16 protein-coding genes are annotated in these 12,623 nt (G+C 32.8%); 13 read left to right on the plus strand and 3 right to left on the minus strand.

The window, feature by feature from the left end:
- Window positions 1-3: 3 nt before the first annotated feature.
- Entirely contained in the window at window positions 4-621 is a 618-nt protein-coding gene (locus ACLHDE_RS01170) for a multiheme c-type cytochrome (protein ID WP_415397329.1), read from the minus strand.
- A gap of 197 nt (window positions 622-818) precedes the next feature.
- Between ACLHDE_RS01170 and rplM the strand changes: the two genes are divergently transcribed.
- From rplM to ACLHDE_RS01235, 13 genes are all read left to right on the plus strand, one after another.
- Window positions 819-1,241 (plus strand): 50S ribosomal protein L13, encoded by a 423-nt coding sequence (rplM, locus tag ACLHDE_RS01175; protein WP_294960786.1) that lies wholly within the window; start codon window positions 819-821, stop codon window positions 1,239-1,241.
- A 10-nt stretch (window positions 1,242-1,251) separates the two neighbouring features.
- A complete protein-coding gene (gene rpsI, locus ACLHDE_RS01180; protein ID WP_294960784.1) occupies window positions 1,252-1,641 on the plus strand; it encodes a 30S ribosomal protein S9 in 390 nt (129 codons plus the stop codon).
- 120 nt (window positions 1,642-1,761) lie between these two features.
- The gene (locus ACLHDE_RS01185; RefSeq protein ID WP_415397330.1) at window positions 1,762-3,141 is read left to right on the plus strand and encodes a hypothetical protein; all 1,380 of its coding nucleotides are present in this window, start codon (window positions 1,762-1,764) and stop codon (window positions 3,139-3,141) included.
- A 10-nt stretch (window positions 3,142-3,151) separates the two neighbouring features.
- Window positions 3,152-4,651, plus strand: coding sequence for a peptide-binding protein (locus ACLHDE_RS01190; RefSeq protein ID WP_415397331.1), 1,500 nt, complete (start codon window positions 3,152-3,154; stop codon window positions 4,649-4,651).
- A gap of 1 nt (window position 4,652) precedes the next feature.
- A complete protein-coding gene (locus ACLHDE_RS01195; RefSeq protein WP_415397332.1) occupies window positions 4,653-5,309 on the plus strand; it encodes an HAD family hydrolase in 657 nt (218 codons plus the stop codon).
- A gap of 99 nt (window positions 5,310-5,408) precedes the next feature.
- Window positions 5,409-5,966, plus strand: a complete 558-nt coding sequence (locus ACLHDE_RS01200; RefSeq protein ID WP_415397333.1) for a pyruvate flavodoxin oxidoreductase subunit gamma — start codon at window positions 5,409-5,411, stop codon at window positions 5,964-5,966.
- 10 nt (window positions 5,967-5,976) lie between these two features.
- Window positions 5,977-6,369, plus strand: coding sequence for a 4Fe-4S dicluster-binding protein (locus tag ACLHDE_RS01205; protein WP_415397334.1), 393 nt, complete (start codon window positions 5,977-5,979; stop codon window positions 6,367-6,369).
- A 2-nt stretch (window positions 6,370-6,371) separates the two neighbouring features.
- Entirely contained in the window at window positions 6,372-7,595 is a 1,224-nt protein-coding gene (locus ACLHDE_RS01210) for a 2-oxoacid:ferredoxin oxidoreductase subunit alpha (protein WP_415397335.1), read from the plus strand.
- Window positions 7,596-7,604: 9 nt separating this feature from the next.
- On the plus strand, window positions 7,605-8,561 hold the full coding sequence (locus tag ACLHDE_RS01215) for a thiamine pyrophosphate-dependent enzyme (RefSeq protein ID WP_415397336.1): 957 nt from the start codon (window positions 7,605-7,607) through the stop codon (window positions 8,559-8,561).
- 193 nt (window positions 8,562-8,754) lie between these two features.
- A complete protein-coding gene (gene luxS / locus ACLHDE_RS01220) occupies window positions 8,755-9,261 on the plus strand; it encodes an S-ribosylhomocysteine lyase (RefSeq protein ID WP_415397337.1) in 507 nt (168 codons plus the stop codon).
- Window positions 9,262-9,564, plus strand: a complete 303-nt coding sequence (locus ACLHDE_RS01225; RefSeq protein WP_415397338.1) for a hypothetical protein — start codon at window positions 9,262-9,264, stop codon at window positions 9,562-9,564.
- 1 nt (window position 9,565) lies between these two features.
- The gene (locus ACLHDE_RS01230) at window positions 9,566-10,012 is read left to right on the plus strand and encodes a hypothetical protein (RefSeq protein WP_415397339.1); all 447 of its coding nucleotides are present in this window, start codon (window positions 9,566-9,568) and stop codon (window positions 10,010-10,012) included.
- A gap of 157 nt (window positions 10,013-10,169) precedes the next feature.
- Window positions 10,170-11,267 carry a tyrosine-type recombinase/integrase gene (locus tag ACLHDE_RS01235; protein ID WP_415397340.1) on the plus strand — a complete coding sequence of 366 codons (1,098 nt, stop codon included), beginning with the start codon at window positions 10,170-10,172 and terminating at the stop codon, window positions 11,265-11,267.
- 3 nt (window positions 11,268-11,270) lie between these two features.
- Here ACLHDE_RS01235 and ACLHDE_RS01240 read toward each other — a convergent pair whose 3' ends face one another.
- Window positions 11,271-11,645, minus strand: a complete 375-nt coding sequence (locus ACLHDE_RS01240) for a hypothetical protein (protein WP_415397341.1) — start codon at window positions 11,643-11,645, stop codon at window positions 11,271-11,273.
- A 4-nt stretch (window positions 11,646-11,649) separates the two neighbouring features.
- Entirely contained in the window at window positions 11,650-12,336 is a 687-nt protein-coding gene (locus ACLHDE_RS01245; protein ID WP_415397342.1) for a hypothetical protein, read from the minus strand.
- Window positions 12,337-12,623: the final 287 nt, after the last annotated feature.

Consider the following 12,623-nt stretch of genomic DNA (forward strand, 5'->3'; position numbering starts at 1 on the left):
TATCTACTTCCTTGAGTTTGGACTAGCATTTTTATAGCTATCATATGATTTGTCTAAATCATGGTACGACTTATCCCATCGTTTAGTATGACAGCTTGTACACATCTTTTTTAGTATTTTTGGATTGTCTGTTCCAGCAAGAAAACCACCCTTTTTAAAAGTAGATTTATTTCTGATTTTGTCTTTGGCTAATTTTATATGAATATTTCCAGGACCATGACAGCCTTCACATTGAACATTTGAAAGACGAGGAGTCAATGCTTGATTTATATAGCCTGTTTTAACACCATGACCAGTCGAATGACATGTTAAGCATTGAGAATTTTCTTCGTATCCTGATTTAACAAGGCTTTTCATTGAAGAATCATGAGGATCATTTTTTCTTCCAATAAAAAACTTTCTATGACATAAACGACACTTTGAGCTACCGACATAGCGGTATTTTCCAGACCCAATGGCATCATTGTATGCTTTATCTCCAAGAGCAGATTTTAGAGGAATTTGAGGGACTGGTGATGCGAGTTCATCAATAATACGCTGATTCTCATCTGCAAATATGCTAGTTAATAGAAATAACTGTAAAATCAGAATCTGAAATATATAACTTTTACTATTGAACATGTATTCTCTTTTTAAAATTTAATAGCTTAGATTTTAACATAGTTATCTTGAATGAAGTTTATATTGACGGATATAAATATAAATTTTTCTAAATATTAGAAAGACAAAAATCAAAACTTAAAATAAACATAAATTAAGCTATCTGTAAGTTTATATAGCTATACTTCCGTCACTTAAATAAATCGAAAGGTTCTAGAATGAAATTTACACAAATTGCAACTCCAGAACAGATCGATCAAAAATGGATTTTGATTGATGCTGAAGGTAAGACATTTGGTCGTATGATTACAGAAGTAGCAACAGCTCTTCGTGGTAAGCGTAAGCCTTGTTGGACTCCGAATATTGACTGTGGTGACTACGTAGTTATCATTAACGCTTCTAAGGCTAAATTTAATGGTCTTGGTAAAATAGCAAACAAAGAATATTTTTCTCATTCAGGTTACTTCGGTAGTACTAAGAGTGTTAAAATGACTGAGCTTTTAGAGAAAAACCCTGAGAAACTATATAAATTAGCTACTCGTGGTATGCTTCCTAAAACTAAGCTTGGTGCTAAGATGCTTAAAAAATTAAAAATTTATGCAGGTGCTGAACACCCTCACACTGCACAACTAGCTAAGTAAGGATAACCACATGGCAAAAATTTATGCAACAGGTCGTCGTAAAGCGTCGATAGCAAAAGTATGGTTAACTCCAGGTACAGGTAACATCACAATTAATGGTCTCTCTTTAGACGCATGGTTAGGTGGACTTGAAGCTAAGAAACTTCGTGTTAAACAACCCTTAGTTCTTTCTAAGCAAGATACGTCAGTTGATATCGTTGCTACTACTTTAGGTGGTGGTTTTGGTGGTCAAGCTGATGCACTTCGTCATGGTATTTCTCGTGCACTAGTTGCATTTGATCCAGCGATTAAAGCTATCCTTAAACCAGAGGGTATGATGACTCGTGATTCACGTGTTGTTGAACGTAAGAAGCCAGGTAAGCGTAAAGCTCGTCGTTCTCGTCAGTTCTCTAAACGTTAATCTTTTTTATACTTTTTTATCAAGACATTTAGTCTTGGTAAAATCTCTCTAGCTTTCACAAAAAATAATCCCTTAACTTATTTTATATATAATGTCCTCAATTAATCAAAAGGTACGTCTATGAAAAAAATTATCATAGCTCTTGTTGTAGTTATTACTCTTGTAGCACTTTTACCAATAGTAGGTAATAGTGTTGCTGAGGGATTTCTAAAAACAAGAGTTTCTCTTTTAACCTCTAATGGTTTAGAGTTAAAAAATGATAAAACAGAGTCTACCTACTTGACTACAAAAAAACATTATGAATTTTTATTTTCAGATGCTTCTAAATTTATACAATATCTTAAGCAATACTCAGATTCTAAAATACCTCCATTTACAGATGCCATGATATCAGGTGTTTTAGTTGGTATAGACATAGAGTATAGTAATTTTCCACTAAGCTCTAAGGTATCAGTAGATATATATCCTTTAGCTCTTCCTGCTAATATTACGAATGAGTTAAAAAAAGAGAATCAGCCTTTTTATACTTATATAGATAAATTGCTTCAAAGTAAAGGTGTTTTATACCATATAAATTACTATATATCTAATGAACTTTTTGATGGTTATATAAAAGATATAGATGAAGAGTATCTATTTGACAATGGTACTAAGATGACTGTAAAACTTTTTAATGCTACTTATTACGGAAGTGGTCCTTTAATAGCTCCTAAAAATCTACAAACTACAATCTCTAAAATAATTATTAAGGTCGATGAGTCTACAAGTGATATGAAATTTGAGATTAATGACCTTAGCTCTGCTTCTACTTTTGAATCACAAAGTACTTTTGTATCTGGTGCTACAATGAAATCTATGTCAATTGTTGTAGATGATACAAAAAGTTCTGAATTAGAAGCTAGTGTTGATAATATCAAAGTAAATATATCTTCAAATACTCAAGGAAAAAAAGCAGAATTTCACGTAAAAAGTTCTCTTGGAGAGTTTATCTTTAACTCCAAAGATGCAAATGTTTCGGCAACAGGTTTTAATTATGACATATCTTTAAAAGGTGTTGAAAAAGATTCATATGAAGAGTTTATAAAACTTACTTCTCATGCAAATAAAAGCTCCTCGCCTGAGTTTGAGGAGAAGTTTAAGGAGACAGTTGTAAAACTGCTATCAAAAGGTTTATCACTTAATATCGCTGATATGTCTTTAAAAAAGATAACTATAGAAGATAAAATAACTATTGACGGCTTTAGCTTGATGGCAAAAATACTTTTAAAAGAAGATGCAGATTTAGCAAAGAAACTAAAATCTTCTCATCTGAGTATTAGTAAAAATTTAAATCTTGCATCAAGCATTAAGTTTTCAAAAGAGTTCTATGCTCTTATGAACAAAGAAATACCGATAACAGGCATGGCTAACTTATTAGCTAAAGAAGATGGTAATAATCTTATATTTGAAATCAAACTTAATGATGGAAAATTAAGTGTAAATGAAAAAGCATTAAATTAAGGATTTGAGAGTGAGATTATTATTACTATTTTTCTTTTCTATAAATATATTTGCCTCAACCTTGCACCTTGCAACGTCTGCAAATCCATCTAGGCTAAATCCACTTTTAGCGACTGATTCAAGTTCATCTGAGATTGCAGGATTTTTATTTAACGGACTTATTAAGTATGATAAAGACTCTTCAACGATAATTGGTGATTTGGCAGAGAATTTTTACTATGAAAGTGATACAACACTCATTTTCAAACTTCGCAAAAATGTGCTCTGGCATGACGGAGAAAAGTTTAGTGCTAAAGATGTGCTTTTTACATACAACACTCTGATTTCACCACAGGTTGTCTCACCATATAGCGCAGCTTTTAGGTTCGTTGAGAGTGTTGAAGTTGTTGATGAGTTTACTATAAAAGTAAAATATAAACAACCATATTTTAAAGCCTTAGAGACATGGATGATGGGTATTTTGCCTGAGCACATTTTAAGAGATGAAAAAAATCTGATGAACTCTACATTCAACACAGAGCCAATAGGTACCGGTGCATACAAACTTCATCAACTTGAACACTCAAAAAACATAATATTGGTAGCCTTTGATGATTACTTCGAGGGCAGGGCTAAGATAGACAGAATCTCTTTTCATGTTATAGCAGATCCGATGACACGATTTTTAATGTTAAAATCATTAGCTTTAGATATTGGTTCTATTGAACCTATGCAATTTGAGAGACAATTAAATCCTGATTTTTTTGATAAGTTTAATATTTATGAGCAGATAAGTAAATCATACACATATCTGGGATTTAATCTTAGACGTGATAAGTTTAAAAACCCCAAAGTCAGAGAGGCTTTATCTCTAGCCATAGACAGGCAAGAGATAGTTGATATTCTATTTTTTAAACATGCAAAAGTCTGTACTGGACCTTTTTTACCAGGTACTAAAGCATTCAATGAGAATGTAAAAGCACCAGAGCAAGATATAGAAAAAGCAAAAAAGCTTTTAAAAGATGCAGGGTATGATAAAAACAATCCTTTTACATTTGAGATAGTTACCTCAAATGCAAGTGCCATTAGACCATATGCTGCAGAGATTCTTCAACATCAACTAAAAAAAGCCGGTGTAGTAGTTACCCTTAGAGTGATGGAGTGGCAGGCTTTTTTAAATATGGTGGTATTTCCACATAAGTTTGATAGTGTGCTTTTAGCGTGGGGACTATCACCTACACCAGACCCATATATATTTTGGCATAGTGATAGTGATAAAAAAGCTGGATTCAACCTTGTAGGCTATAACAATCCAAAAATGGATAAGATGATTGAGCAGTCGCAAACAATTGTAGATAGAGAGAAGCTCTCCAAACTATGGCAAGAGATGTTTAAGATGATAGTTGATGATAATCCATATCTATTTTTATACATTCCAAACTCAATCACAACAGTAAATAAGAATATTAAAAATATTGAGCCGAGTATTAGCGGCATCTGGCACAACTATATAAAATGGGAGAAAGAGTAGTATGATTATACTTTTTAACTTAGACGGGACACTTATAGATTCAACAGATGCAATAGTAAGTACTTTCCATCACTCTTTTGATGTACACCACGCTAAGCATCCAGCAGATGAAGATATAATGGCTCTTATTGGTTATCCTCTGGATATTATGTATCGAGAGCTTGGTGTTGATGAGAGTGTTATTTGGGATTATGTTGATACATATAAAGATGAGTATCGAAAAATCTCCACAATAAAGACCACACTTTTACAAAATGCAAAAGAGGCTGTAACTCAGGCAAGTGAGTTTGCGGTATTGGGTATTGTTACGACAAAAACAGGAACTTACTCTAAAGTTTTGATGGAACATTTTGATTTGATGCATCACTTTGAAGTTTTGATTGGACGTGAAGATGTTGAGAAACCAAAACCAGATGCGGAGCCTATATTAAAAGCTTTAGAGATGTTAGATGCTACTAACAGAGAAATTTGGATGATAGGTGACACTAAATTAGATTTGATTTCAGCAAAAAATGCAGGGGTAAATTCAATAGGGGTTTTAAGCGGATATGATAATTGTGATATTTTAAAACAACATACAAACATTATATTTAGTGATGCATTAGAAGCTGTTGAATTTCTACAAAACAGGAAAAAAACACACATTTCCTTTACTTAGTAATAAAGTGTATTATTTCAAGCTATATTTAAGAGCAACTTCCCTAAAATACATTAACTTAGAACTGAAGATTCTTATGTATTAAAAGAAGGAGAATTTATGCTAGAAATTAGATGGCATAGTCGTGCTGGACAGGGTGCTGTTACCGGAGCAAAAGGTTTAGCAGATGTTATTTCTACAACAGGCAAGCATGTACAGGCATTTGCATTTTATGGATCTGCTAAACGTGGAGCTGCAATGACAGCATATAATCGTGTTGACGATGCAATGATTATGAATCATGAAAAGTATATGGAACCAGATTTTGTTTTTGTAATAGACCCTGCGTTAGTTTATACAAGTGATGTCACTATTAATCATAAAGAGAATACAAAATATATTATTACAACTCACCTAAGTAAGGAAGAACTTGTTAAAGCTCAACCAAAACTAGAAGGTAAGGAAGTTTATACTGTTGACTGTATCACAATTGCAAACGAAACTATTGGTCGTCCTATTCCAAATACACCAATGCTTGGTGCATTTATGAAAGTCTCAGAGATGTATGATATAGATTTTTTTAAAGAGAGTATGCAAAGAATTCTCGGAAAATTACCACAGAAGATCGTTGACGCAAACATGATTGCAATTCAACGTGCTTATGATGAAGTAAAATAAGGAGAATATGATGGCAAATAAAGGATGGGATGAATTCGAAATTGGAGCAATGCTCCGATCATTTGATGGTTCGATAGATGATATTGCAGGTACTGCTCAGGTAGACCGTGCATATTCTCCAAGTAATTCTTATACAGCAAGTGTTGCTGATTGGAGACTAGTTAAGCCAGTATTTAATAAAGATTACTGTATTGATTGTCAGTTTTGTTGGATTTATTGTCCAGATGTTTCAATCATAGCTAGAGATAAGAAGATGATTGGTGTAGATATGGACCACTGTAAAGGTTGTGGAATTTGTGTTGAGGTTTGTCCTACAAATCCTAAATCACTTTTAATGTTCCCAGAACAAGCAGAAGAAGAGGCAGAGATTGCATCATGGCCTGCAAAAGATGAGGAGAAATAGTAATGGCATTTGATAAAATGGAATTAAAAGATATTGAAGTATGGGATGGTAACTTTGCGGCTGCTCAAGCTTTAAGACAGTGTCAAATTGACGTTGTTGCTGCTTACCCAATTACTCCATCAACTCCAATTGTTGAAGGTTATGCAAAATTCTTAGCAGATAACTATGTCGAAGGTGAATTCGTAATGGTTGAATCTGAGCATGCTGCAATGAGTGGATGTATTGGTGCTGCTGCTGCTGGTGGTCGTGTTGCTACTGCAACATCTTCTCAAGGTTTTGCACTTATGGTGGAGACACTTTACCAAGCATCTGGTATGCGTTTACCAATCGTTTTAAACGTTGTTAACCGTGCTCTTGCTGCTCCACTTAATGTTAATGGTGACCACTCAGATATGTATCTTGGTCGTGATAGCGGTTGGATTCAGTTTGACGCTTACTGTCCACAAAATGCTTATGACTTAAACTTTATTGCTTTTAGAGTTTCTGAAGATCATGGTATTAGACTTCCAGCAATGGTACACCAAGATGGTTTTATGACTTCTCATACAGCTCAAGGTGTTCAAACATTAACTGATGATGCTGCTTACAACTTTGTTGGTGATTATAAACCAATGAATGACATGCTAGATTTTGAACATCCTGTAACTCACGGTGTTCAGACTGAAGAAGATTGGCATTTTGAGCATAAAGCTCGTCAACATAATGACCTTATGACAAAAGTTTTTCCTAAGATTGAAGAAGTATTTGCTGATTTTGAAAAACTTACAGGTCGTAAATATAATCTTGTAGAAGAGTATGATACAGAGGACGCTGATGTAGCTGTAGTTTGTATGGGTACTTCAGTTGAGACAGCTCGTGAAGTTGCAACTGAAATGAGAGCAAAAGGTATTAAAGCCGGTGTAATTGGTATTCGTGTTATTCGTCCTTTTCCTTTCATGCAAATAGCAGAAGCACTTAAAGATATAAAAGCTATTGCAACTCTTGACCGTTCAGCTCCTGGTGGAACTGTTGGTATGTTATTTAATGAGTTAGCTGGTTGTATGTATAACTTAGAAAAACGTCCTATGCTTAGTGGTAAAATTTATGGTCTTGGTGGTCGTGATTTAACTAAAGCACACCTAGTAGAGCTATTTACTGAGCTTCAGGCGAATGTTGATGCTGGTAAGATAACAACTCCATTACAACAATTTATCGGTGTTCGCGGACCGAAACTATCATATTTATAGGAGAATACTATGAGTGAAATGAAAAAAATTAAAAACTTAAAAGAGTTCTCAACATCAGCTGACCGCTTTGAAGGTGCAAACCTTTTATGTCCTGGTTGTGCGCACTCTATTATTGTTCGTGAAGTATTAAATGCTACGAATGATGACTTAGTACTTTCAGCATCTACAGGGTGTCTTGAAGTATGTACTGCTGTTTATCCATACACATCATGGGATGCTTCTTGGATTCACATCGGTTTTGAGAATGGTTCTACTGCTGTTGCAGGTGCTGAAGCAATGCACAAAGCACTTAAAAATAAAGGTCGTCTAAAGCAACCTGATCGAAACCCTAAATTTGTATCTTTTGCAGGTGATGGTGCTTCTTACGATATAGGTTTCCAATGGATTTCTGGTTGTATGGAACGTGGTCACAACATGATGCATGTTGTTCTTGACAATGAAGTATATGCAAACACTGGTGGTCAAAGATCATCTTCGACTCCAATCGGTTCAAGTACAACTACTGCACCAGCTGGTCGTGTTAGCTATGGTGAAAAGAAAAACAAAAAAGATATGGTATCAATTATGGCTTCTCATAATATCCCATATTCAGCTCAAGTTTCTCCAAATAAATGGAAAGACATGGTTAAGAAAATTCAACACGGTTTTTCAGTAGACGGTCCAGTATTTATTAATGCTGTATCTCCATGTACAACTGAGTGGAAATTTGATCCTAAAGATACAATGATGTTAGCTGACTTATCAACTGATTCATTGGTATTTCCATTATATGAAATTATTGACGGACATGAATTAAATATCACTTATCGTCCTAAGAATGTTGTTCCGGTTGAAGAGTATTTAGCTGCACAAGGTCGTTTTAAACACTTATTTAAAGATGAGTATAAGCACTTGATTAAAGAGTGGCAAGAGCGTGTAGACGCTAACTGGTCTTATCTACAAAGACGTGAAGAAGCAAGAGTTTAAAAACTTTTAGCTTTCATGCATCTTGCACCAAATTCCAACACGGCAGGCTACAGCCTAGCCTTAGTTGGAGTTTTGCACAATCTACATAAAATCTAAAACTTTTTAGATTAATCCACAAGCTTCAAAAAACATAACAAAAAATTCGCTACAATACATCAAATAAAATTACTAAACAGATTAAGGAATATATATTATGCCATTATTAGACTCATTTACAGTTGACCACACTATTATGCCTGCTCCTGCAGTACGACGTGCTAAAGGAATGAAAACACCAAGTGGAGACGATATTACAGTTTTTGATTTGCGTTTTGTAAAACCAAATGAAGAGATTTTATCTTCTGAAGGTATTCATACTTTAGAGCATCTTTTTGCAGGTTTTATGAGAGATCATTTAAACTCTGAGGCAGTTGAGATTATCGATCTTTCCCCAATGGGCTGCCGTACAGGTTTTTATATGTCTCTTTTAGGTTCTCCTAGTGAAGAAACTGTTGCCCAAGCATGGGAAGCTTCTATGAAAGATGTTTTAAATGTTAAAGAACAAAAAGACATTCCTGAACTTAATGTTTATCAGTGTGGAACATATAAGATGCATTCACTCTCAGATGCTAAAGATATAGCAGCAGCAGTTCTTCGTAAAGACATAGATATTATGGATAATGAAGCGCTAGCACTGGATCTATCAAAAGTAGAAGAATAGATGTACATTTTACTAGCTATGGATAGTGATGAAGTTCAAGAAGCTCGTCTAACTAAGCTTGAAGATGTAAAGATATGGGCTCAGATGCTTGTAGAAGAGGGGCAGTTGGTAGAGGTAAATCACTCTAGCGATAAAGATAGCTTTGAAAACTTAAGTGAGTGTGTAGTTGTAGCTAATGATAATGAATATATTTGGCCATTTATGGAAAAAAATATGATGGTTTTAGTCGCCCATACACAAAGAAGCATAGATGATATTGTTGAAGCATATCTATTTAAAGAGTTACACGATTTAGCTTACTAATATGAACTTAGATAAATTCTTACAATTATTCAATCCTCTTCCAGGGAATCACTACCTCCAAGTGGCTCTTTGTGAAGATGAAATAACTACAGCATTAAAATCAATGATGGATAACGTCAATGGTAAATTAAATATCGCTCTGTACAACGAAGATAATTTAAATCTTTCACAACCTTTTCGTGCAATGCCTAGAGATCATGATATGGTAATTCTAAAAGACATTTTTCATATACATCAAAACCCTAAAATGATTTTAAAATTAGCATACTTAACACTTGCAAATACTGCACATGTAATAATCATGGAGAAAAAAGGCATTATGGATGTTGAAGCTACTAAAGCTCTCCTAGAAGAGTTTGAGTTTCGTGCACCCAATGAAATTGACATAGTTGATGGATATGATTTGGTAATAGCAAAGAAGATGCATATGTGGGGTAATGGGTTATAGACTTTCTATGTATTCTATAAAATAGGAATATAAGCCAATAATACGGACTTTGTAGCGATTATTTAGATTTTTTATTAATCTTTAAAGAGTATTAAATTACATCCTAAAGTGTATAAAAAGGTGTAAAAGTATATAATTGCATATAAAGGTGGTAATTATGGCTCATAAAGGAATAACAGAAAAAATATTATCTGATGGCAGTAAAAATATTTATGTTAGATTTAAATATCAAGGTGTAACTTATCCATTAAAAAACTTTACAAAACACTTCGGATGTAAAACACCAACAAAAGCAAAAGAAAAATTAGATGCAATTAAAGTTGATATTGCAAGAGGTAGAGACCCTTTCGCTACAACCTACAATACACTAAATGAAATCTTTGAAGAAAGAGTAAGACAAAAAGTGAGAAGTGGGCAATGGACTCATAGCACTCCTACAAACTATACTTACTTTTATAACAAGCATATAAGAAAAGCTATTGGTAGCAAGAAGATAGAAAAAATTACTTATGCTCATTTGAAAAAAATGCAAGATGATATTCTTGATGTAAAAGACTCTACGAAAAACACCTTAAAAATGATTCTAAGACCAATCTTTACTGAAGAGGTTAAAAAGGGCAATATACATAGAAATATTATAGATGATTTAGAGACTTATAATATGCCAGTAAAAGAGAAGTTAGATTTAAGAACAAGTGAAAAAAATATTGACATTGCAAGAAAGCTATATAATGCAATTCCAAAGTATAATGCTTTACAAAAAACACAACAGACAGAAGTTAGAATGTTTCTATATCTTGTCTTATTAACTGCTCATCGTTTTGGAGAGCTTGTTAAACTAAAGAGAGATGATTGTTACATAGATAAAAAAATAATAATATCTCCTGCTTCAATTACAAAAACAAAAGAAGATTATAAGTTTCCAATTCCAAAAGAAGTAATTGAATATATAAAGGGCATAGAGAGCGGTTTACTCTTCCCAACTATAAAACGAGGTAGTATCTATGCAATATTTCAAAGAGTAGTGCAGAGTGCTGATATAGAGCTATATAAAGACAAAAGAATATCACTACACGATACAAGAAGACTTATGCTAACCATTATGATTAGAAATTTGAAGATAGATAGTGTACTGGCTGATAGTTGTTTAAATCACAAGCAAAGAGGAGTGATTAATCATTATCTTTCTTTTGATGATGACGACATAAAAAAAGCCTATAAAAAGTATTGGAAATTTATCAGAAAAACAAAGTAGAACTTATATAGATATTGTTTTGATATTATTTAACTTTTCAGTTATTTTATTATCCTCTTTGGGTTCATCTTTATAAATAACTTTATTTATTTTGTGTATAGATTTTTTAGTATCAGTATCAAGCTTATGCATTAATAGTACATTATCGTTCAGTTTTCGTTTTTGTTCAGCGTGTGCTGTATGCCAGAATTGATTGGCTTTTTCAAAATTTTTTTCATAAGTTGTAAATCTTTTTTCAATATCATTAATGTTGATAAGGACTGGAGTTAAATCAACCTCTTGAGTTTGAACTTTAGGTTTAGTTACTTTTTTATTCAATATATCAATTAGAATTACACTAAGTGATGTGGCTACAATTATTATTATAAATTCATTCATTTTTTTACCTCATTTGTTGTTTTATTTTTTGTAATTTTTGGTGTGCTTTTTTTGTTCTACCATTCTTTAAATCTTTAAGAGCAATAGAAATATATCTATCAAGTTTCTCATTTATATTTTGATATGCTTCAAACTCTTCTTCCAGTTTTTCAAGCTTGTAATTGTATTGCGATGTAGATTTTTTACCTTGTATCTTTTCTTGAATACTCCAACCGCTTAAACTCATTAATTTTCTGTGATATTGCTTTTTAGATATGTCTATACTTACTAAACAATCTTTGCTTCTATTGTAAAAAATACGGCTAATTAAATTATGAGTATGTGGATTACTTTTCTTATAATGGAGAACTGATGGAATGTCGCTAATTATATTTGATATATCTCTATCAGTTAATTCTAAATTATTTTCATCGCTCACATATTGAAAAAAATCCATCCATATTTTCTTATGCTTTATTACTAAATCATCAACAGAAGTCCCCTTTGGATATGAAAGTACAACAGATAAAGGTTTAGGTCTTCTACCCCGTTTATTTTGTTTATAATCATTAATAGCTGTATTCATAGATTTTAAATTATTATCAAAATTATTTAACTCTATAATATCTTGGTCTTTATGTCTTGATTTATCAAGAACATAGTTACAATAATTGTCCATCGTTTTAATTGCTTTAAGTTTGACTACATTCATTTACTACAACCTTTCACAGTAAATTATAATGTTATATTTTCAAACACACTCTTATCAACAATTTTTATGGTCAAGATAGGAGAAATAAAATAATTTCATATTCTCCTACTTGTCAAAAGGGAGCTAATCGCCCCTTTGTGCAATACCCCATCTTACTTGAACAAAAAAAAGTATTTTTTAAAATAAATTGCTTTTAAATTTTTATACTTAAAACACGGTGCTGATTTTTAGTATCAATTTTAACTATAAGGATTAAAGATAATGAGACAATTAACACCACTATAAAT

Origin of the sequence: Sulfurimonas iocasae (assembly GCF_047716755.1) — a bacterium.
Taxonomy (GTDB): domain Bacteria; phylum Campylobacterota; class Campylobacteria; order Campylobacterales; family Sulfurimonadaceae; genus Sulfurimonas.

Bases quoted from the DNA above. Each gene is read 5' to 3' on its own strand.
- ACLHDE_RS01170 (WP_415397329.1), bottom strand. From the start codon at position 621: ATGTTCAATAGTAAAAGTTATATATTTCAGATTCTGATTTTACAGTTA.
- rplM (WP_294960786.1), top strand. From the start codon at position 819: ATGAAATTTACACAAATTGCAACTCCAGAACAGATCGATCAAAAATGG.
- rpsI (WP_294960784.1), top strand. From the start codon at position 1,252: ATGGCAAAAATTTATGCAACAGGTCGTCGTAAAGCGTCGATAGCAAAA.
- ACLHDE_RS01185 (WP_415397330.1), top strand. From the start codon at position 1,762: ATGAAAAAAATTATCATAGCTCTTGTTGTAGTTATTACTCTTGTAGCA.
- ACLHDE_RS01195 (WP_415397332.1), top strand. From the start codon at position 4,653: ATGATTATACTTTTTAACTTAGACGGGACACTTATAGATTCAACAGAT.
- ACLHDE_RS01200 (WP_415397333.1), top strand. From the start codon at position 5,409: ATGCTAGAAATTAGATGGCATAGTCGTGCTGGACAGGGTGCTGTTACC.
- ACLHDE_RS01205 (WP_415397334.1), top strand. From the start codon at position 5,977: ATGGCAAATAAAGGATGGGATGAATTCGAAATTGGAGCAATGCTCCGA.
- ACLHDE_RS01210 (WP_415397335.1), top strand. From the start codon at position 6,372: ATGGCATTTGATAAAATGGAATTAAAAGATATTGAAGTATGGGATGGT.
- ACLHDE_RS01215 (WP_415397336.1), top strand. From the start codon at position 7,605: ATGAGTGAAATGAAAAAAATTAAAAACTTAAAAGAGTTCTCAACATCA.
- luxS (WP_415397337.1), top strand. From the start codon at position 8,755: ATGCCATTATTAGACTCATTTACAGTTGACCACACTATTATGCCTGCT.
- ACLHDE_RS01225 (WP_415397338.1), top strand. From the start codon at position 9,262: ATGTACATTTTACTAGCTATGGATAGTGATGAAGTTCAAGAAGCTCGT.
- ACLHDE_RS01230 (WP_415397339.1), top strand. From the start codon at position 9,566: ATGAACTTAGATAAATTCTTACAATTATTCAATCCTCTTCCAGGGAAT.
- ACLHDE_RS01235 (WP_415397340.1), top strand. From the start codon at position 10,170: ATGGCTCATAAAGGAATAACAGAAAAAATATTATCTGATGGCAGTAAA.
- ACLHDE_RS01240 (WP_415397341.1), bottom strand. From the start codon at position 11,645: ATGAATGAATTTATAATAATAATTGTAGCCACATCACTTAGTGTAATT.
- ACLHDE_RS01245 (WP_415397342.1), bottom strand. From the start codon at position 12,336: ATGAATGTAGTCAAACTTAAAGCAATTAAAACGATGGACAATTATTGT.